Origin of the sequence: Nonomuraea sp. NPDC050227, assembly GCF_044459705.1 — a bacterium.
GTDB lineage: Bacteria > Actinomycetota > Actinomycetes > Streptosporangiales > Streptosporangiaceae > Nonomuraea.
Genome location: NZ_JBITJF010000001.1, coordinates 470,154 through 488,518 on the forward strand (window position 1 = coordinate 470,154; position 18,365 = coordinate 488,518).

The 18,365-nt window shown below is 70.7% G+C and carries 21 protein-coding genes; 10 read left to right on the forward strand and 11 right to left on the reverse strand.

The features are described from left to right. Positions 1 to 62 precede the first annotated feature (62 nt). The 3 genes from ACIBK9_RS02600 to ACIBK9_RS02610 are packed head-to-tail and all read left to right on the forward strand — an operon-like array spanning position 63 to position 2,229. Positions 63 to 626 carry a sigma-70 family RNA polymerase sigma factor gene (locus ACIBK9_RS02600; protein WP_357966288.1) on the forward strand — a complete coding sequence of 188 codons (564 nt, stop codon included), beginning with the start codon at positions 63 to 65 and terminating at the stop codon, positions 624 to 626. A gap of 60 nt (positions 627 to 686) precedes the next feature. Beyond that, positions 687 to 1,337, forward strand: a complete 651-nt coding sequence (locus ACIBK9_RS02605) for a DUF5667 domain-containing protein (RefSeq protein WP_397154621.1) — start codon at positions 687 to 689, stop codon at positions 1,335 to 1,337. Between the two features lie 22 nt (positions 1,338 to 1,359). Continuing rightward, positions 1,360 to 2,229: an HAD-IB family hydrolase gene (locus ACIBK9_RS02610; protein ID WP_358290304.1), complete on the forward strand. Its 870-nt coding sequence runs from the start codon at positions 1,360 to 1,362 to the stop codon at positions 2,227 to 2,229. A 95-nt stretch (positions 2,230 to 2,324) separates the two neighbouring features. Here the strand turns inward: ACIBK9_RS02610 and ACIBK9_RS02615 are convergent, their stop codons facing one another. From ACIBK9_RS02615 to ACIBK9_RS02655, 9 genes are all read right to left on the reverse strand, one after another. After that, on the reverse strand, positions 2,325 to 3,338 hold the full coding sequence (locus ACIBK9_RS02615; protein WP_397154623.1) for an LCP family protein: 1,014 nt from the start codon (positions 3,336 to 3,338) through the stop codon (positions 2,325 to 2,327). 2 nt (positions 3,339 to 3,340) lie between these two features. Further along, a complete protein-coding gene (locus ACIBK9_RS02620) occupies positions 3,341 to 3,922 on the reverse strand; it encodes an RNA polymerase sigma factor (RefSeq protein WP_397154625.1) in 582 nt (193 codons plus the stop codon). 58 nt (positions 3,923 to 3,980) lie between these two features. After that, positions 3,981 to 4,766 carry an SDR family NAD(P)-dependent oxidoreductase gene (locus ACIBK9_RS02625; RefSeq protein WP_358290313.1) on the reverse strand — a complete coding sequence of 262 codons (786 nt, stop codon included), beginning with the start codon at positions 4,764 to 4,766 and terminating at the stop codon, positions 3,981 to 3,983. Positions 4,767 to 4,838: 72 nt separating this feature from the next. Then, complete coding sequence (locus ACIBK9_RS02630) at positions 4,839 to 5,738, reverse strand: lysophospholipid acyltransferase family protein (RefSeq protein WP_397154628.1); 900 nt, start codon at positions 5,736 to 5,738, stop codon at positions 4,839 to 4,841. Further along, positions 5,735 to 6,730: an NAD-dependent epimerase/dehydratase family protein gene (locus ACIBK9_RS02635; protein ID WP_358290316.1), complete on the reverse strand. Its 996-nt coding sequence runs from the start codon at positions 6,728 to 6,730 to the stop codon at positions 5,735 to 5,737. Before ACIBK9_RS02635 ends, ACIBK9_RS02630 begins: the two co-directional genes overlap by 4 nt. A gap of 22 nt (positions 6,731 to 6,752) precedes the next feature. Continuing rightward, positions 6,753 to 6,851, reverse strand: coding sequence for a 30S ribosomal protein bS22 (locus ACIBK9_RS02640; protein WP_018654693.1), 99 nt, complete (start codon positions 6,849 to 6,851; stop codon positions 6,753 to 6,755). Between the two features lie 175 nt (positions 6,852 to 7,026). After that, complete coding sequence (locus ACIBK9_RS02645; protein WP_026214222.1) at positions 7,027 to 7,230, reverse strand: helix-turn-helix domain-containing protein; 204 nt, start codon at positions 7,228 to 7,230, stop codon at positions 7,027 to 7,029. A gap of 312 nt (positions 7,231 to 7,542) precedes the next feature. Further along, positions 7,543 to 8,325: a phosphatase gene (locus tag ACIBK9_RS02650; RefSeq protein ID WP_358290319.1), complete on the reverse strand. Its 783-nt coding sequence runs from the start codon at positions 8,323 to 8,325 to the stop codon at positions 7,543 to 7,545. A gap of 52 nt (positions 8,326 to 8,377) precedes the next feature. Continuing rightward, positions 8,378 to 9,541, reverse strand: a complete 1,164-nt coding sequence (locus ACIBK9_RS02655; protein WP_397154631.1) for an acetoin utilization protein AcuC — start codon at positions 9,539 to 9,541, stop codon at positions 8,378 to 8,380. A 205-nt stretch (positions 9,542 to 9,746) separates the two neighbouring features. On the opposite strand from ACIBK9_RS02655, the gene ACIBK9_RS02660 reads away from it, so the two are divergent. The 4 genes from ACIBK9_RS02660 (at position 9,747) to ACIBK9_RS02675 (ending at position 13,165) form a co-directional block, all read left to right on the forward strand. Continuing rightward, on the forward strand, positions 9,747 to 10,796 hold the full coding sequence (locus tag ACIBK9_RS02660) for a sensor histidine kinase (RefSeq protein WP_397154633.1): 1,050 nt from the start codon (positions 9,747 to 9,749) through the stop codon (positions 10,794 to 10,796). Beyond that, a complete protein-coding gene (locus ACIBK9_RS02665; RefSeq protein ID WP_397154635.1) occupies positions 10,793 to 11,452 on the forward strand; it encodes a response regulator in 660 nt (219 codons plus the stop codon). The genes ACIBK9_RS02660 and ACIBK9_RS02665 overlap by 4 nt, the downstream gene beginning before the upstream one ends. Before the next feature lie 82 nt (positions 11,453 to 11,534). Continuing rightward, positions 11,535 to 12,425: an ABC transporter ATP-binding protein gene (locus tag ACIBK9_RS02670; RefSeq protein ID WP_352325260.1), complete on the forward strand. Its 891-nt coding sequence runs from the start codon at positions 11,535 to 11,537 to the stop codon at positions 12,423 to 12,425. After that, positions 12,422 to 13,165 carry an ABC transporter permease gene (locus tag ACIBK9_RS02675; RefSeq protein WP_397154637.1) on the forward strand — a complete coding sequence of 248 codons (744 nt, stop codon included), beginning with the start codon at positions 12,422 to 12,424 and terminating at the stop codon, positions 13,163 to 13,165. The genes ACIBK9_RS02670 and ACIBK9_RS02675 overlap by 4 nt, the downstream gene beginning before the upstream one ends. Positions 13,166 to 13,199: 34 nt before the next feature. Here the strand turns inward: ACIBK9_RS02675 and proC are convergent, their stop codons facing one another. Both proC and ACIBK9_RS02685 read right to left on the reverse strand, forming a co-directional pair. Next, the gene (proC, locus tag ACIBK9_RS02680) at positions 13,200 to 13,994 is read right to left on the reverse strand and encodes a pyrroline-5-carboxylate reductase (protein WP_352357328.1); all 795 of its coding nucleotides are present in this window, start codon (positions 13,992 to 13,994) and stop codon (positions 13,200 to 13,202) included. Positions 13,995 to 14,034: 40 nt separating this feature from the next. After that, positions 14,035 to 14,916: a proline dehydrogenase family protein gene (locus tag ACIBK9_RS02685; protein WP_397154640.1), complete on the reverse strand. Its 882-nt coding sequence runs from the start codon at positions 14,914 to 14,916 to the stop codon at positions 14,035 to 14,037. An 81-nt stretch (positions 14,917 to 14,997) separates the two neighbouring features. On the opposite strand from ACIBK9_RS02685, the gene ACIBK9_RS02690 reads away from it, so the two are divergent. The 3 genes from ACIBK9_RS02690 (at position 14,998) to grpE (ending at position 18,352) form a co-directional block, all read left to right on the forward strand. Further along, positions 14,998 to 15,441: a hypothetical protein gene (locus tag ACIBK9_RS02690; protein ID WP_397154642.1), complete on the forward strand. Its 444-nt coding sequence runs from the start codon at positions 14,998 to 15,000 to the stop codon at positions 15,439 to 15,441. Positions 15,442 to 15,881: 440 nt separating this feature from the next. Beyond that, positions 15,882 to 17,753 carry a molecular chaperone DnaK gene (gene dnaK, locus ACIBK9_RS02695; protein WP_397154644.1) on the forward strand — a complete coding sequence of 624 codons (1,872 nt, stop codon included), beginning with the start codon at positions 15,882 to 15,884 and terminating at the stop codon, positions 17,751 to 17,753. Next, a complete protein-coding gene (gene grpE, locus ACIBK9_RS02700) occupies positions 17,753 to 18,352 on the forward strand; it encodes a nucleotide exchange factor GrpE (RefSeq protein WP_357966251.1) in 600 nt (199 codons plus the stop codon). The genes dnaK and grpE overlap by 1 nt, the downstream gene beginning before the upstream one ends. Positions 18,353 to 18,365 lie beyond the last annotated feature (13 nt).

Here is an 18,365-nt window from a genome sequence, read left to right on the forward strand (position 1 = left end):
GGCCGTTCGCCGGGCTGCTTGCTCCAGCGGTCGCTGGACCTGCCCGGACGGGCGAGCTTGGCGTGCGCGAAGAAGTGCCCGACGACATCCGCACGCTGGTGCTGCACGCCAAGAACGGATGCACGGACTCCTTTGGCACGCTCTACGACCGCTACGTGGACCTCGTCTACCGCTACATCTACTTCCGGGTCGGCTCCCACCAGCTCGCCGAGGACCTGACCAGCGAGACCTTCCTGCGCGCGCTGCGCAGGATCGGCGACTTCACCTGGCAGGGCCGCGACTTCGGCGCCTGGCTCGTCACCATCGCCAGGAACCTGGTGGCCGACCACTTCAAGTCCGGCCGCTACCGACTGGAGATCCCGACGGGAGAGCTGATCGACGTGCCGCTCGAAGGCGCGCACATCCCGGAGAACGCGGTGGTCACGGCCATCATGAACGACCGGGTGCTGCGCGCCGTCCGCGATCTCAATCCCGACCAGCAGGAATGCGTGGTGCTGCGCTTCCTGCACGGCCTCTCGCTCGCGGAAACCGCGTTGATCATGGGGAAGAAGAGTGGAGCGATCAAAGCGCTGCAGTTTCGGGCCATTCGAACGCTCGCCAGGGCACTCAAGCACGACCTGGCGTAACCTCTCCCACCCGCACCTCGTTAGGCCAGTTGGCACGGCTGGATCCCTCAGGGAGCTGTCATGAGTAGGGCGCGCAGGCGGCGGGAGCTCGTCATCGAGCGTCTCACGGAGCTGCACGGCCCGTCTCTGGGCGGCGGGCCCGAGGCGGCGTTCCGCGAGCGCCTGCGCGAGGACCTGGTCTCCGGCCGCCTGCTGCTGACGGCCCCCGAAGAGGAGCGCGCGCCGGGCCCGGCCGTGCCGTCCGTACGCCGCCGACGCCGTCCGCTGCTGTCCCAGGTCGCCACGCTCGGCCTGGCGGGGGCCATGATGGTGGCGTCCTTCGCCACGTACCAGGCGGTCCCGGGCGACACGCTCTACCCGCTCAAGAGGGCCGCGGAGAGCACCCTCGTGCACCTGAGCACCGACGACGCCCAACGCGGCGAGCGCGAGCTGGCCTCGGCCGAGACCCGCGCCAAGGAGGTCGCGAGCCTGCTCGGCTCGTCCACCGACAGCCCGCTGGTCGGCCAGACGCTCAAGGACATGGAGGACTCCACCCGCTCCGGGATCAGCCGGCTGACGCGTACGCAGCCCCGCTCGTCCAAGATCAAGAAGTTCGCCCAGAAGCAGCGGGAGACGGTCGAGCCGATGCTGGACCACCTCAACGAGGCACAGAAGGGACAGGCCGCCGGCTACCTCGACTACATCGAGGGGCTCGTGGCACCGGCTAGGTAAGCTGAACCGCATGTGGCGGCTAATGCGACGACGACACGAGGTTGGGGCCGAGGCCGCCGGCGAGGCCGCGGCGCGGGCGGCGGTCACCGTCGCGCCCACCGAGCCGGTCGAGCCGGACCTGGAGGCGGCGGCCTTCTTCGACGTCGACAACACCATGATGCGCGGCGCGTCCATCTACCACTTCGCCCGCGGGCTGGCCACGCGCGGCATGTTCACCACATCCGATCTGCTGAAGTTCGCCGTCGGCCAGGCCGTGTTCCGGCTGCGCGGCAACGAGAACCCGGAGCACATCGCGGTCGCCCGGGAGACCGCGCTCGCCTTCGTCGCGGGCGCCAAGGTCGACGACGTCGTCCGCCTCGGCGAGGAGATCTACGACGAGGTCATGGCCGACCGCATCTGGGGCGGCACCCGCGCGCTCGCGCAGAGCCACCTCGACGCCGGTCAGCGCGTCTGGCTCGTCACGGCCACGCCCGTCGAGCTGGCCCGGGTCATCGCCCAGCGGCTCGGCCTCACCGGCGCGCTCGGCACGGTCGCCGAGACCGCCGGCGGCGTCTACACCGGCCACCTGGTGGGCGACCTGCTGCACGGCCCGGCCAAGGCGGAGGCGGTGCGGGCGCTGGCCCGCCGCGAAGGGCTCGACCTGACCCGCTGCACGGCCTACAGCGACTCGGCCAACGACCTGCCGATGTTGTCGCTGGTCGGCAGCGCGGTGGCGATCAACCCCGACAGCGAGCTGCGCGAGCACGCCAGGAAGCACGACTGGCCGGTGAAGGACTTCCGCACCGGCCGCAAGGCCACCATGACCGCACTGCCGATCGCGGCCGGGGTCGGCGCGATCGCGGGCGGCGTCGCGGCCGGCATCGCCCTGCGCAGGCACTACCGCTCCCACTGACCGCCCGCCCACGAGGCCGCCGACGGGGCCACCGGCGCGGCCCGGCGGCGTGGACGGCTCCTTGACGTCCACGGCCGGGCGCGCGCCGGCGCCGGTCATCGCAGGCGTTCGAACAGCTTCTGGGCGTCCGGCTGCCGCCACTCGATCCGGTTGGGGTCGTCCTGGGCCGGTTTCCAGGGCACGGTGACGAACGCCACCCGCGTCGCGGACGTGGCCCTGGCCAGCTCGACCATGGCCTCCAGGCTCAGGTCCGTCTTGACCGACTTGCGCACCTCGCCGACGAAGTCGCGCAGCCGGGCCGGGTCGGCGGCCGTGCTCCTCGCCTTCTTCAGCATCGCCAGCAGCAGGATCTGCTGCCGCTTGATCCGCTGGACGTCCGAGCCGTCGCCGTAGCGGCGCAGGCGGGCGTAGCCGAGGGCGCTCTCGCCGTTGAGCATGACCTTGCCCGCGGGCAGTTTCAGCTTGGACGCCTTGTCGTCCACGGGCGACCTGAGCGTGATCTGCACGCCGCCGAGCGCGTCCACCATGCCCTTGAAGCCGGCGAAGTCGACCTCGACCGTGTGGTCGATGCGGACGTCGGTGAGCTTCTCCAGCGTCTTGACCAGACAGCCCGCGCCCCCGGTGTTGTACGCCGAGTTGATCATGTCCTTCCGCGCCGGGTCGGACCCGCACGACGGGATCTGCACGATCGAGTCGCGCGGCACGCTGACCCCGACGGCCTGGCCGCGGTCGGCGGGCACGTGCACGAGCAGGATGGTGTCGGAGCGCCTGCCGCCCTTGTCGGGCGTCCTGGCCATGGCGGGGCCGTAGTCGGCGTTGCCCGGCCCGCCGCGCGTGTCGGAGCCGATCACCAGGATGTTGCGGGCGCCGGTGATGTCGACCGGCCGCACGCCCGTCGACGGAGCGGCCACGATGTTGCTGTTGACCAGCATGGTCGGCACCGCGACGGCCGCGGCCGTGCCCACGGCGACCAGGCCGGCCGTCCAGTAGGCGTTCCATCGGCGGCGCGGGCGCTCCCGCAGCAGGCGGTCGCGCTGGCGGGCGAGCGTCGGGGGCGGCTCGTGCTCCAGTTCCCCGCCGAGGTCGCGGAGCATCCGCAGGTCGTCCATGGTCACTCCTCCGCCAGCATGGGGTTGGTGTCGCCGAGCGCGGCCCGCACCTTCCGCCTGCCCCTGTTGAGGCGGGAGCGCACGGTTCCGATCGGGATGCCGAGGGCCCGGGCGACCTCTTCGTAGGTGAGGTCGCCCCAGGCGATCAGCAGCAGGACGTCCCGGTCCTTGGCGGGCAGCGCGGCCAGCGCGCCCGCCAGGCGGGGACGGGCGGCCTGCGCCGTGACCCCCGCGGCGACGCGGTCGGCGGGCGACTCCACGTCCTGGTCGAGGGGGGACCGCAGGAACGCCCGGTACCGCGCCGCCTCCTTGCGGTGGTGGCGGGAGATGAGCTTGGTGAGGATGCCGAAGAGCCACGGCCTGGCGTCGGGGCAGGACAGGTCGTAGCTCTTGCGGCGGGAGAACGCGACGAGGAACGTCTCGCCGACGAGGTCCTCGGCGGGCTCAGGGCCGAGGCGTTTGGAGACGTACCGGTAGAGCATGGCGGAGTAGCGGTCGAACAGCTCGGCGAACGCCTCCGGCTCGGTCAGGGAGGCGCTCATGAGCTCCGAGTCCGCCCCCCTGGTGGCGGGTTGCGTGATCATCTCCGCCCTTCTGTGGAGAATCGGTCACGGATGTCTTGCCACAACCCGCCAAGAGGGTTCAGATCTCCTTCAGGAACCCGCCGTCCACGGCGATGTCGGCGCCGGTCGTGCTGCCCGAGCGCGGCGAGACCAGCAGGGCCACCATGTCGGCGATCTCCTGCGGGCTCACCAGGCGTCCGGTGGCCAGCTTCATCATGCCGGGGGCGACCTGGGCGATGACGTCCTCCTTCGAGGCCCCTGCCATCCCGGCGATGACGTCGGCGGCGCCGCCGTCCTTGGTCCACCAGTCGGTCAGCACCGGGCCGGGCGAGATCGTGTTCACCCGGACGCCCTGCGGGCCGTACTCCTCCGAGACGGCCTTGCTCACGTGGTTCATGGCGGCCTTGGCCGCGCCGTAGTCCACGTTCATGGCCCCGGGCTGGCGGGCCGAGCCGGAGGAGATGTTCACGATCGAGCCGCCGCCGCGCTCCACCATGAGGGGCACGGCCGCGCGGATCATGCGTACGGCCGCGAACAGGTTGAACTCGAACATGGCCTGCCAGTCGTCGTCGCCCGGCGCCATGAACCCGACCCGGGGCAGCGTCACGCCGGGGGGCGGCCCGCCGGCGTTGTTGACCAGGATGTCCACCCCGCCGAACTCCTCGACGGCTCGGGCGATCACCCGGGCGGGCGCCTGCGGGTCCATCAGGTCCACCGCGACGTGCGTCACCTTGGCGTCGGGCGCGGTCCGCGAGGCCGCCACGACGTGCACGCCCTCCTCCGCCAGGGTGCGCGCGACGGCCAGGCCGATGCCCTTGGACGCGCCGGTGACGACGGCCACACGGCCGGAAAGCTGGAGATCCATCGAAGAGGTTCCTCTCGGGTGTCAATGACTACACCCGCAAGAACACCGGCCGGACGCGACCGGTTGCACCCTTCACAGGAACGGCGGGAAGGCCGGCCCCCTGCGCAGCCGCAACTCGTTGAGCATCTGCTGGACGACCTCGCGCACGTGGTCGGTCAGGTTGAACACCAGCATCGGGTCGTCGGCCGCGGCGGGCTCGTACTCGTCGGTGCGGATCGGCTCGCCGAACTCGATCATCCACTTGGACGGCAGCGGCACCAGCCCGAGCGGCCCGAGCAACGGGAAGAACGGCGTGATCGGCAGGTAGGGGACGCCGAGGATGCGCGCCAGGAACTTCAGGTCGCCGATCTTCGGATAGATCTCCTCGGCCCCCACGATTGCCGTGGGCACGATCGGCACGCCCGCGCGGATCGCCGAGGCCACGAACCCGCCCCGGCCGAACCGCTGCAGCTTGTAGCGCTCGGAGAACGGCTTGCCGACGCCCTTGAAGCCCTCGGGGAACACGCCGACCAGCTCGCCCTTGCGCAGCAGCCGGTCGGCGTCCTCGGGGCAGGCCAGCGTGTGGCCGGTCTTGCGGGACAGGTGACCGAGCAGCGGGAGCTGGTAGACCAGGTCGGCCCCGAGCAGGCGGACGGCCCGGCCCGCCTCGTCGTGCAGGGCGACCTGCATCATGAGCGCGTCGATCGGCAGCGTGCCGGAGTGGTTGGCCACCACCAGCGCGCCGCCCTCGGCGGGCACGTTCTTCAGCTCGGCCGTCTCGACCCTGAACCAGCGGTGGTAGAGCGGCCTGATCAGCTCAAGGAGCACCTTGTCGGTCAGCTCGGGGTCGTAGCCGAACTCGTCGACCTCGTAGTCGCCGGTGATGCGCCGGCGGACGAACGCCAGCAGCCGGGCCAGCGGGTCGGGCTCCTCGTAGGACGGCGCGGCGCTGATCGGGATCACCCGGCCTTCCTCCTCGTGCGGCACGCTCACGGACGCACACCTCCGAACGGATGCATACCCCGTGAACGCACGAAGTCGTCGAAGGCCGCCGCGGTGGTGTACTTGGGCCGCCAGCCCAGCTCGGCCTCCAGCCTGGCGGTGTCGACCGCCCGGCCGTAGCTCATCAGCCGCAGCTGCTCGGGCGAGTACTCGACGAGGCCGAGCCTGCGCACGGTGTTGCCGAGCGTGCGGAAGACGGGCGCGAGCAGCGGCAGCGACGCCCGCCCGGCCCGGCGCGCGCACTGCGACAGCAGCAACACGCCTGCCCCGGCCACGTTGAACGTGCCGGGGTGGTCTTCGTTCGCCATCCTGCGCAGCACCTCGACCGCGTCGTCCTCGTGGACGAACTGCAACCGCGGGTCGAAGCCGAACACCGTCGGCAGGACGGGCTGGGTGAAGTAACGCGTGAGCGGCGAGTCGACGCCCGGACCCATGAAGTTGGCGAAGCGCAGCAGTGACACCGTCACGTCGGGGCGGCGGCGCGCGAAACCACGCACGTAGCCCTCGACCTCCGCCGCGTCCTTGGCGTAGCCGTGGACCGGGCCGACGTGCGGCTCCAGGTCCTCGGTGAACACCGCGGGATCGCGCGGGGACGAGCCGTAGACGGCGGTGGTGGAGCGCACCACCACGCGCCGCACGGTCGACGACCGCTGGCAGGCACCGAGCAGTTGCATGGTGCCGATGACGTTGTGCTCCTTCATGGCGGCCCTGCCATCGCCCTTGGACGGGGCGCTGACCAGGCTCATGTGCACAACGGTGTCGATGTCCGCGGCCGCGATCACCTCGGCGATGTCGGGGCTGCGCAGATCGACCCGGACGAATTCCGTCCGGCCCAGAGTGATGCCGCCGTCCCGCGTCAGCGAGGGGGGCGGCACGGTGTCCACTCCGATGACGCGGCTGATCTCCGGGTCAGCCGCGAGGACGCTCGCCACCCGGGCGCCTATGTGGCGCGAGACCCCGGTGACAAGCACGGTGTGGGTCATCAGCGCCTCGCAGCTGCGTCGGTTACTTCTTGTTACGCCGCTGGATGCGCGTCTTCTTGAGCAGCTTGCGGTGCTTCTTCTTGGCCATCCGCTTGCGGCGCTTCTTGATCACAGAGCCCACGGGACCCCCAGGTACTGATAGCAAGTCTGAATCGATGTGCGAGCGCACACCGGGTGACAGACTACCGGCGATCGGGGGTGGATCGCCCCTTGGGGGGTGAAAGCCCGGCCTCGTGGTGCGCAGGCCGGGCTTCTCCCGCGACCGAATTCACGGCGCGTTCGGGCGCGCCGCTACTTCAACCTGCCTCGATGTAGGCCTCCCGCAGATAGTCGTGGACCGCCTGCTCGGGCACTCGGAACGACCGGCCAACTCGGATGGCCGGCAGCTCCCCTGAGTGGACGAGCCGGTACACCGTCATCTTGGACACCCTCATGACCGTCGCGACTTCAGCCACGGTCAGGAACTTCACCTCGCTGAGAGGTCTTTCGCCTGCACCCATCGGACGCCTCTTCCGCACGTGTTTCCGGGTTATCCCCACTGGTGCCATTGCTCACGCACGTGTACTGCCGTCAGCGTAAGTCGGGACTCCGGGTGCGCAAACCCCCTATTTTCTCAGCCCGCGGAGCCACCTGTCAGCCGGACCAGTAAAGTCGCTGGTTAGCAGCCAGGCCGAGCACCTCGCCTGGACCTTGGAACTGTCCAAGTTGCCACACATAAGAGTCGCCCAAGCCCCATCAAAAGTTGGCAAAGGGACAGCGAGCCTCTTGGAATGCAGGCGCGAAAAGACGGTATGGGGAGGGCCGTTTTCGACTCAAAGGGCTCGTGAGACCAGAGTGACCAACCGCTCGGTCAGCGGAGCGTAATAGCGGGGTAGCACATTGTCGTCGAGTGGCACGACGACGTCGATCTTTCCCTCGGCCTCGCCGAGGAACAGGCCGGGGTCGTTGCTGTCGGCGAAGGCCACCGTCGGCACGCCCGCCTCGCCCGCCGCCCCCGCCCAGCCGTGGTCGGCGATCACCAGGTCGGGCAGCCCGCCTTCGAGCTCGTCGAGCATGTGCCGCATCGGGGCCGAGTCGTGGGTGTGCACGAAGCCGCCGCGGTCGTCGAGCATGGCGACGTCCTGGAGGTAGCGGATGCGGCGCGGACGGCCGAAGCCGGAGCCGGCGTACGTCCAGCCCTCGGCCGGGGTGAGCAGGGTCGCGCCACGCTCGACGGCGAACCTGGCCAGCGGCAGGTGGACGGCGAGCAGCCCGGTCGGGTGGCCGGTGGCGAACAGCACCCGCGGGGCCGGTCGCGACAACACCGACGCGATGCGCGCCGCCATGGCGTCGATCGCGTCGATCGTCAGGTCGGGGTCGATGGTGTCCTGGCCGCGGCGGTGGCCGGGATCGGCGACCACGCCGGCCGACTTGGCCATCAGGTCGAGGACGTCCCGGAAGGTCCACGGCTGCTCGAACGTCAGGCCGAGCATGTAGTACGGGTCGCGGTTGGCCAGCGAGCTGTAGTGGTCGAGGTTGTTCTCGCGCGACGTCGCGACGTCACCGGCGATACGGCTGTGGATCAGGTGTCGGCGGAGTTCGTCGCGGCTCAGCACAGGTCTTCCTCATCAGGGGCATCGAGGACGTCGAGCGTCGTCGGGGCGGTCGTCAGGGCATCGGGTCGAGGCCGTGCAGAGGGAACACCGCCTGCCGGGTCGCCATGACCGCACGGTCGATGGGGTCCGCTGGGTCATAACCGCCGGAGATGTCGCGAAATTCCGGGTTACGTCCGTCGGTCATGGTCAGCGGGGGCGCCTCGCCGGTGCGCTCCCTGACGTACTGGCGCCAGGCGTCGGGGGTGGGCGTGGCCGGATCGACGGGATGGCCGGCGGCCTCGGCGATGAGGTGCGTCCAGATGCGCGGCACGACCTGGACGAGCTCGTAACCGCCGCCGCCCACCGCGATCCACCGGCCGCCCGCCGTCTCGTGCGCCAGGTCGTGCAGGGCCGCGTAGGCGGCGCGCTGGCCGTCGATGCTGAGCATGAGGTTGGCGAGGGGGTCGAGCGCGTGGCTGTCGCAGCCGTGCTGGGTGACCAGGATCTCCGGGCCGAACTCGCGCAGCAGCGGCGGCACGACCGCGTGGAAGGCGCGCAGCCAGCCGGAGTCGCCGCAGCCGGCCGGGAGCGCCACGTTGACGGCCGTGCCCTCCGCGCCGGTCTCGTGCGGGAAGCCGGTGCCCGGGAACAGCGTGCGCGGGCTCTCGTGCAGGCTGATCGTCAGCACCCGGGGGTCGTCGTAGAAGACGGCCTGCACGCCGTCGCCGTGGTGCACGTCGACGTCGACGTAGGCCACCCGAGTGGCCCCCTGCTCCAGCAGCCAGGCGATGGCCAGGGCCGGGTCGTTGTAGACGCAGAAGCCGCTGGCCGCGGCCGGCATGGCGTGGTGGAGCCCGCCCGCGACGTTGACCGCGTGCTCGGCCGCACCCTCCCAGACCGCGCGCGCTGCCGCCAGGGACGCCCCCGCGATCAGCGCGGACGCCTCGTGCACGCCCTTGAAGGCCGGATTGTCGGTGGTGCCGAGCCCCGCCCGCAGGTCGGGCACGCCGGCCACGGAGACGCCCTTGACCGCCTCGATGTAGCCGCGGTCGTGCACCATGGCCAGCTCGTCGTCGCCGGCGGGCGCGCAGCCGGCCATCTCGGCCTTGTCGAGGACGCCGAGCGCGCGGGCGAGCGCGATCGTCAGCTCGACCCTGATGGGCGCCAGCGGGTGGCTCGGGCCGAAGTTGTAGGAGGTGAGAGCGTCGTCCCAGATGACTCGTGCCGTTCGGCTCATGCCCCGCCCTCCGCGCGTCCCTCACCTTGCGCCGACGTTACCGCAGCGCCCTGTTCCGGTTGTAGCCCGGGTGATCGTCGGGGATGCTCTCGGTCGCATCAGAAAATTCGTGACTTAGTGTTTTATGGTGCGCTGGGCGCGACCTTTCCGCAGAATCTTCCATTTCTTCCGACGTCCCCGGGTTTTCGACACCACGATCGTGGTCGTGCTCGCCTTGTTCGCGGGCCTCGGGGTGATCGTGTCGTCCGTCCAGACGGGGGCCGACGGGGCTCTGGGGTCGGCGCACTTCCTGCTGACCAGCGTGCTGCTGCTGGTCCGCCGGAGCAGGCCGGTGCTGGTGGCCGGGGCCGTGACGGCGTTCGACGTGGTCGGCATCGCGGCCGGACTCGTGACGTCGGCCACCATCCCGGAGGGCATCGCCTTCTACAGCCTGGTGCGGCACTCCTCCGGCCGTCCGTCGCTGGTCATGACGGTCGTGGGGATCGTGGTCTACGGCACGGTGATGGAGATCAAGGGGCCGGGCCTCGGGCAGTTCCTGGCCGGCGCCTTCGTCGTCGCGATCCCGGCCGGCATCGGCGCGCTGGTCAAGGCCAGGGCCGAGCTGAACGAACGCAGCAGGCTGGAGGCCGCCGACGCCGCCGTACAGGCCGAGCGGCGGCGGATCGCCAGGGAGCTGCACGACGTCGTCGCGCACCACATCACGGTGATCAACGCCCTGGTCGGCGGTGCGCGGGCGACGCTCGCGCCCGAGCAGGAGGTCACCCGCGAGGCGCTGGAGAGCGCCCAGCAGACCGCCCGCCAGGCGATGTCGGAGATGCGCCGGCTGCTGCACGTGCTGCGGGCCGACGGCAACGACGGCCCGGACGCCGCGACCGGCGTGGGGGCCGACCGCCTGCCCGCGCTCATCGGCGAGGCCAGGAGCGCCGGGCTGCCCGCCAGCCTGACCGTCACGGGCGAGCCGGTGGCGCTGCCCTCGGCCGTGGACCACGCCGTCTACCGGATCGTGCAGGAGGCGCTGACCAACACCCGCAAGCACGCGGTCGGCGCCAGGGCCAGCGTGCGCCTGGCCTACGGGTCCGAGGCGGTGGAGGTCGAGGTGCTCGACGACGGCGTGCCGCAGCAGGGCGGCGCGCCGGGGTTCGGGCTGGGCGGCATGGCCGAGCGGGTCGCGTTGTGCGGCGGCCAGCTTTCGACCGGCCCGCGTCCCGGGGGAGGATTCCGGGTGCACGCCCGCATCCCCTTGGAGGCAACATGATCACGGTGCTGCTGGTCGACGACCACGAGCTGGTCCGCAAGGGGTTCCGGCTGATGCTCGACGCGCAGCCCGACCTGTCCGTGGTGGGCGAGGCCGGCGACGGCGAGCGGGCCGTCGAGCTGAGCCGGCGGCTGCGTCCCGACGTGGTGCTGATGGACCTGCACATGCCGGGGCTCGACGGCGTGCGGGCCACCGAGCTGATCACCTCGGAGCTGCCGGGCGTGCGGGTGCTCGCGCTGAGCACGTTCGACCTGGACGAGAACGTGCTCGCGGCGCTGCGGGCGGGCGCCGACGGCTTCCTGCCCAAGGACGTCTCCCCGGAGGAGCTGATCGAGGGCGTGCGCGTGGTGCACCGGGGCGAGTCGGCGGTCGCGCCGCGGCTGCTGACCCGGCTGATCGGCACGTTCGTCCGCGCGTCGAGGCCGCCGGCCGCGCCCGCGCCGCCCGCGCTGGACGCGCTGACCGAGCGCGAGCGGGAGATCCTCGTGCTGATCGCCAGGGGCCGGTCGAACACCGAGATCGCCGGGCAGCTGGCCGTCTCCCCCTCGACCGTCAAGAACCACGTGACCAGCCTGTTCGCCAAGATCGGGGTCAGGGACCGGGCGCAGGCCGTGATCGTCGCGTACGAGGCGGCGCTGATCAAACCTGGAGACTAGGACCAGGCTCCCAGGCCGCGCCCGGCAAGAACGTCCTCACGGCCGAAGAGAACGGCAGGCCCCGGGCGGCACGCTTGGTGGCATGACGGCGATTCGCGCAACCAACCTGAGCAAACGCTACGGCGCCACCCATGCCGTCGCGGACCTGTCGTTCGACGTCGAGCCCGGCCAGGTGACCGGGTTCCTCGGGCCGAACGGCGCCGGCAAGTCCACGACCATGCGGATGATCCTCGGCCTCGACCGGCCGTCGAGCGGGTCCGTGCTGGTGGACGGGCGGCCGTACCAGGAGCATCGGCACCCGCTGCGCAAAGTGGGCGCGCTGCTGGACGCCAAGGCCGTGCACGGCGGCCGCAGCGCCCGCAACCACCTGCTGGCCATCGCCCAGAGCAACGGCATCCCGGCGGGCCGGGTGAACGAGGTGCTGGAGGCCGTCGGCCTGCGCGAGGTGGCGCGGCGGCGGATCGGCGGTTTCTCGCTCGGCATGTCGCAGCGCCTCGGCATCGCGGCCGCGCTGCTCGGCGACCCCGAGATCCTGCTCTTCGACGAGCCGGTCAACGGGCTCGACCCCGAGGGCATCCTGTGGATCCGCACGTTCATGCGCAAGCTGGCCGCCGAAGGGCGCACGGTGTTCGTCTCCAGCCACCTCATGAGCGAGATGGCCCAGACGGCCGACCACCTGATCGTCATCGGCCGGGGCCGGCTGATCGCCGACACGAGCGTGCAGGAGTTCATCGGGCGCAGCTCGCAGGGTTACGTACGGGTGCGCTCCCCGCGCCTGGCCGAGGTCGCCGACCTGGTCAAGGTGGGCGACCTGTACCCCGACCACCTGCGCGTCACCGCGATGAGCACGCTGGAGATCGGCACCCTGACCGCTCGGGCCGGGATCCCCCTGGAGGAGCTGACGTTCGTGCAGCCCTCGCTCGAAGCGGCGTACATGGAGCTCACCAAGGACAGTGTGGAGTACTCGTCATGACCGACATCCTGAGGTCCGAATGGACCAAGATCCGTTCGGTGCGTTCGACGGTGTGGACGCTCGCCGTCACCGCCGTGCTCCTGATCGGCCTGGGCGGGCTGCTGTCGGTCGCGTCCAGGGCCACGGCCGACGGGCAGCCCATCACCGGTGACCAGGCCGTCATGACGAGCCTGACCGGCATCATGTTCGCCGCGCTGTCCATGGCCACGCTGGGCGTGCTGGTGATCTCCAGCGAATACCGGACCGGCGGCATCCGCACGTCGCTGCTGGCCGTGCCGCGGCGGCTGAAGCTGCTCACCGGCAAGATCGTGGTGTTCACCGTGACGGCGCTGGTCGTCTCCACCGTCGCGGCGGCCGCCGCGGTGGCCGTCGGCGTGGCGATCCTCCGGCCGGACTCGGTCGACGTGGGCACCGCGGCGCAGTCGGTGTTCGGGGCCGGGCTCTACCTCACCGCCTGCGGCCTGTTCGGGCTGGGGCTCGGCACGGTGATCCGGCACACGCCGGGCGCGATCGTCTCGGCCATCGCGCTGATGATGGTGCTGCCGCAGCTCACCAACGCGCTGCCCGGCGCGTGGGGCAAGGCCGTCGCGGACCACTTCACCACCAACGCCGGTATGGAGATCGTGCTGGACCAGCCCGGGAACCCGCTGGGGCCGTGGAGCGGGCTCGGCGTCTACGCGCTGTGGGTCGCCGTCGCGGTGGTGGCGGGGGCCGTGCTCCTGCAGCGGCGGGACGCCTGAGCCGCACCCGGCGGCCGGGCACTCCCGCCGCCGGTCAGCCCGAGGCGAGCTGGCGCCCCCGGTCGCGGGCGGCCTCGATGGCGGCCAGGAAGGCGGCGCGCACGCTGTGGCGCTCCAGCTCGGCGATGGCCGCGATCGTGGTGCCGCCCGGCGAGGTGACGGCCTCCCGCAGGATCACCGGGTGCTCACCGGAGTCGCGCAGCATCACGGCCGCGCCGACGATCGACTGGGTGACCATGTCGAGCGCGGCGGCCCGCGGCATGCCGAGCAGGATGCCCGCGTCGACCATGGCCTCGACCAGGTAGAAGAAGTAGGCGGGGCCGCTGCCGGACAGCGCGGTCGCGGCGTCCTGCTGGGACTCGGGGATGCGCAGCACCTTGCCGACCGGCTTGAGCAGGCCCTCGGTGAGCTTGAGGTGCTCCTCGCCGGCGTGCGCGCCCGCCGAGATCACGCTCATCGCCTCGTCGAACTTGATCGGCGTGTTGGACATGACCCGGACCACCGGCACCTCGACGCCGAGCCGCTGCTCGACGAACGCGGTGGTGATGCCGGCCGCCGCCGTGATGACCAGGCGGTCGGCCGGGACGTAGGGGGCGATCTCCGCCAGCAGGGTCGCCATGTCCTGGGGCTTGACGGCCAGGATCAGGGTGTCGGCCGACTTGGCCGCCTCGGCGTTGTCGACCGTGCGCACGCCGTACGTCTCGCGCAGCGCCTGCGCCCGCTCCGGACGGCGGCTGGTCGCCATGATGTCGCCCGGCTTGAACCCGGCGCGCAGCAGCCCGGACAGCAGGGCCTCGCCCATCTTGCCGGTGCCCAGAATCGCGATCATCTCGACCTCTCGAAGGGGAACGGACGCCGGCCCCAGCCTACTAGCCCCGCGACAGCAGCGATCTGAGGAAGAACGCCAGGTTGCGGGGGCGTTCGGCCAGGCGGCGCATGAGGTAGGCGTACCAGTCGGCGCCGTACGGGACGTACACGCGCACCTGGCCGCCCAGCCCGGCCAGACGGCGCTGCTCGCCGGGGCGCACGCCGTACAACATCTGGTACTCGAAGCCGTTGACGTCGCGGCCGTCGAGCACGGCCAGGGTGGAGGCGATCTGGATCATCCTGGGGTCGTGCGTGGCGATCATGGGGTAGCCGGTGCCCGCCATGAGGATCTTGAGGCAGCGGACGAACGAGCGGTCGACGTCGGCCGGCCTGCTGTAGGCGCCGGGGGCGGTGTAGGCGCCCTTGCAGAGCCGCACGCGGGCGCCGGCCAGCTTCTCGCAGCGTTCGAGCGCGTCGGGCAGGTACGCCTGGACCACGATCCCGACGTCGGGGTGCTCCTTGCGCAGGGTGGCGTGCACGAAGTGCAGCCCGCCGATCGTGTCGTGCTCTTCGGCGTCGAGCGTGACCGTGATGCCGCGGGGGGCCGCCGCCTCGCAGATGGTGGCCGCGTTGTCGAGCGCGACCTGCTCCGACAGCCGCAGCCCGAGCGCGGTCAGCTTGACCGAGGCGTCGCCGCCCGGCGGCAGCCGGTCGAGCAGCGACAGGTACTCGCGCACCGCCGCCTCGGCCTGTCTCCTGTCGGTCACCTCTTCGCCCAGGTGGTCGACGGTCACGAGCAGGCCCTCGTGGGCCAGCCCGCGGATGACCTCGCCGACGTCGTCGGCGACGTATCGCTTGACCACGTCCCTGGTCAGCGGCGATGTGGTGATGACGCGTTCGGCGCGTTCGCTCTTGGAGACGGCGAGCATTGCCTGACGGAGCACGTGACCCACACTAACCGCCCACTTCCCGGGTATATCGCTGAACCGCGGACCTGCCCTTTTCGTCTTATGGATATGCGCACAATGACGACAGCGACTCTTCTCGCCGGTTCTCTGGTGCTCGCGACGGGTTGTGCCACATCGCCGCCGGCCGCCCGTCCGCTGCCGCAGACGCCCGCCGAGCACGTCGTGACACCGGTCACCACCGCCCCCAGCAAGGCCCCCGAGCCGGTCAAGCCCACCGGCGACGCCATCAACGTGCACAAGGTCCGCTGGACCAAGGCCACGGCCGTCGCACGCGGCAAGCAGGTCAGGCTCACCTGGTGGTCGGGCGTGGAGCCGTGCACCGTGCTGGACAAGGTCAAGGTCAAGGAGACCGCCAAGAAGGTCACCATCACCCTGTACGAGGGCACGTCCCCGAAGGCCAAGGACGTGTCCTGCATCATGCTGGCCCTGGAGAAGACCACGACCGTCAAGCTCAAGCACGCCCTCGGCAAGCGCAAGCTCGTGGACGGCGCGAAGCCCTAGCGCCCGAGGCGCCGGCAGCCCTCGGGAACGGCCGGGCGCGCGTCGATCCCGCCGTTCCCGGCAGGTACGGCACGTCCCCCGCGGCCCCGGCCTTGGGCAGGCTCGGCAACCGGCCGACGCCGTACGTCAGGAACGACTCCGGGAACGCCATGGTCCCGGCAGTCTGGCTTGCCCTCCGTCTGCGATCACCGGAGCAGGGACCCGCGGCGTGGTCCCATGGGAACCGCTCATCCTTGCGGCCGGCCTGGTGATCAGGTGGAACCAGCGGGCGCCCGCCCCCGTTACGCGGGTTGTGGAGAATCACGGTTTGGTGCCCGATTGTCGGGAATGCCGTCACGCTCACAGGGGTTGAGTCGGGTAGGCTCAAGTCGTTTGACAAAGACGACACGAATCCGTAGCTTGAGTCCAACCGACTCAACTTTGACTACAAGGACGTACTCATGGCACGTGCGGTAGGTATCGACCTTGGGACGACCAACTCCGTCGTCTCGATCCTCGAGGGCGGTGAGCCCACCGTCATCGCCAACGCGCAGGGCTCGCGGACCACGCCGTCCGTGGTCGCCTTCGCGAAGAACGGCGAGGTCCTGGTGGGCGAGGTCGCCAAGCGGCAGGCCGTCACCAACGTTGACCGGACGATCCGCTCGGTCAAGCGCGAGATGGGCACCAACTGGTCCCAGGAGATCGACGGCAAGAAGTTCTCCCCCCAGCAGATCAGCGCCTTCGTGCTGCAGAAGCTGAAGCAGGACGCCGAGGCGTACCTGGGCGAGAAGATCACCGACGCGGTGGTCACCGTCCCGGCGTACTTCAACGACGCCCAGCGCCAGGCCACCAAGGAGGCCGGCACGGTCGCGGGCCTCAACGTCCTGCGCATCATCAACGAGCCGACCGCCGCGGCCCTCGCCTACGGGCTCGACAAGGAGCAGGACCAGACGATCCTGGTCTTCGACCTCGGCGGCGGCACCTTCGACGTCTCGCTGCTCGACGTCGGCCAGGAGGACGGCCACGGCTTCGTCGAGGTCAAGGCCACCTCCGGCGACAACCACCTCGGTGGCGACGACTGGGACCAGCGCGTCGTCGACGAGCTGGTCAAGCGCTTCCAGAACGCCCACGGCGTCGACCTCGCCAAGGACAAGATGGCCCTCCAGCGCCTGCGTGAGGCCGCGGAGAAGGCCAAGATCGAGCTGTCCAGCCAGGCCGAGACCAACATCAACCTGCCCTACATCACCGCCTCCTCCGAGGGCCCGCTGCACCTCGACGAGAAGCTGACCAGGGCCGAGTTCCAGCGCCTGACGGCCGACCTGCTCGAGCGCACCAAGGGCCCGTTCCACCAGGTCATCAAGGACGCCGGCATCAAGGTCTCCGACATCGCGCACGTGGTGCTCGTCGGCGGCTCGACCCGCATGCCCGCCGTCACCGAGCTCGTCCGCGAGCTGACCGGCGGCAAGGAGCCCAACAAGGGCGTCAACCCCGACGAGGTCGTCGCCATCGGCGCCGCTCTCCAGGCCGGCGTGCTCAAGGGTGAGGTCAAGGACGTCCTCCTGCTCGACGTGACCCCGCTGTCGCTGGGCATCGAGACCAAGGGCGGCATCTTCACCAAGATCATCGAGCGCAACACGACGATCCCGACCAAGCGCTCGGAGGTCTTCACCACGGCCGAGGACAACCAGCCGTCGGTGCAGATCCAGGTCTACCAGGGCGAGCGCGAGATCGCCTCGTACAACAAGAAGCTGGCCACCTTCGAGCTGACCGGCATCGCCCCTGCGCCGCGCGGCATCCCGCAGATCGAGGTCACCTTCGACATCGACGCCAACGGCATCGTCAACGTCTCCGCCAAGGACCTGGGCACGGGCAAGGAGCAGACGATGACCATCACCGGCGGCTCCGCGCTGCCGAAGGACGACATCGAGCGCATGATGCGCGAGGCCGAGTCGTACGCCGAGGAGGACAAGAAGCGCCGCGAGGAGGCCGAGGTCCGCAACAACGCGGACGGTCTGGCCTACCAGACGGAGAAGTTCCTCCGCGAGAACGACGACAAGGTCCCCGGCGACATCAAGACCGAGGTCAACGACGCCCTGGCGGAGCTGAAGAAGGCTCTTGAGGGCACCGACACCGACGTCATCCGCACCTCCGCGGAGAAGCTCGCCACGGTCAGCCAGAAGATGGGCTCGGCCATCTACGCCGCCAGCCAGGGCCAGCAGGCCGGTCCCGAGGGCGCTCCGCAGGACGCCACGGCCGGTCAGGGCGCCAAGGCCGACGACGACGTGGTCGAGGCCGAGATCGTCGACGAAGACCAGCCGAAGAAGGACCAGTGATGCCGGCGCGCGACAACGGGCACGAGGAGCCGGTGATCCGCGACAAGCGCAAGATCGACCCGGAGACGGGCGAGGTTCGGGAGACCTCGGGCGAGCAGCCCGAGGCGCCCGCCGAGCAGGCGCCGGCGGCGGCCCACGACGGTGAGCTGGCGGCCCAGCTCGCCGAGCGGACCGCCGACCTCCAGCGCCTCCAGGCGGAGTACACGAACTACCGCAGAAGGGTCGAGCGCGACAGGGTCGCGGTCCGCGAGCAGGCCGTCGCCGGCGCGCTGACCGAGCTCCTCCCTGTGCTCGACGACATCGGACGGGCCCGTGACCACGGCGAGCTGACCGGTGGCTTCGCGAAGGTGGCGGAGTCGCTGGAGTCGGTGCTCACCAAGCTGGGCCTCAGCGCCTACGGCCAGAAGGGCGACCCGTTCGACCCGACGGTCCACGAGGCGCTGATGCACAGCTACTCGCCCGACGTGACCGAGCCTACCGCGATCGAGGTGCTGCAGCCCGGTTACCGGATGGGTGAGCGGGTGCTGCGCCCGGCGCGGGTGGCGGTGGCCGAGCCCGAGGACGCTCCTCCCGCGTCCAATGACGACGAAGCAAACTGACAAAAGGACGAAG

Bases quoted from the DNA above. Each gene is read 5' to 3' on its own strand.
- dnaK (WP_397154644.1), top strand. From the start codon at position 15,882: ATGGCACGTGCGGTAGGTATCGACCTTGGGACGACCAACTCCGTCGTC.
- ACIBK9_RS02635 (WP_358290316.1), bottom strand. From the start codon at position 6,730: ATGACCCACACCGTGCTTGTCACCGGGGTCTCGCGCCACATAGGCGCC.
- ACIBK9_RS02620 (WP_397154625.1), bottom strand. From the start codon at position 3,922: ATGATCACGCAACCCGCCACCAGGGGGGCGGACTCGGAGCTCATGAGC.
- ACIBK9_RS02665 (WP_397154635.1), top strand. From the start codon at position 10,793: ATGATCACGGTGCTGCTGGTCGACGACCACGAGCTGGTCCGCAAGGGG.
- ACIBK9_RS02615 (WP_397154623.1), bottom strand. From the start codon at position 3,338: ATGGACGACCTGCGGATGCTCCGCGACCTCGGCGGGGAACTGGAGCAC.
- ACIBK9_RS02645 (WP_026214222.1), bottom strand. From the start codon at position 7,230: ATGGGTGCAGGCGAAAGACCTCTCAGCGAGGTGAAGTTCCTGACCGTG.
- ACIBK9_RS02610 (WP_358290304.1), top strand. From the start codon at position 1,360: ATGCGACGACGACACGAGGTTGGGGCCGAGGCCGCCGGCGAGGCCGCG.
- ACIBK9_RS02625 (WP_358290313.1), bottom strand. From the start codon at position 4,766: ATGGATCTCCAGCTTTCCGGCCGTGTGGCCGTCGTCACCGGCGCGTCC.
- ACIBK9_RS02655 (WP_397154631.1), bottom strand. From the start codon at position 9,541: ATGAGCCGAACGGCACGAGTCATCTGGGACGACGCTCTCACCTCCTAC.
- ACIBK9_RS02690 (WP_397154642.1), top strand. From the start codon at position 14,998: ATGACGACAGCGACTCTTCTCGCCGGTTCTCTGGTGCTCGCGACGGGT.
- proC (WP_352357328.1), bottom strand. From the start codon at position 13,994: ATGATCGCGATTCTGGGCACCGGCAAGATGGGCGAGGCCCTGCTGTCC.
- ACIBK9_RS02670 (WP_352325260.1), top strand. From the start codon at position 11,535: ATGACGGCGATTCGCGCAACCAACCTGAGCAAACGCTACGGCGCCACC.
- grpE (WP_357966251.1), top strand. From the start codon at position 17,753: ATGCCGGCGCGCGACAACGGGCACGAGGAGCCGGTGATCCGCGACAAG.
- ACIBK9_RS02675 (WP_397154637.1), top strand. From the start codon at position 12,422: ATGACCGACATCCTGAGGTCCGAATGGACCAAGATCCGTTCGGTGCGT.
- ACIBK9_RS02605 (WP_397154621.1), top strand. From the start codon at position 687: ATGAGTAGGGCGCGCAGGCGGCGGGAGCTCGTCATCGAGCGTCTCACG.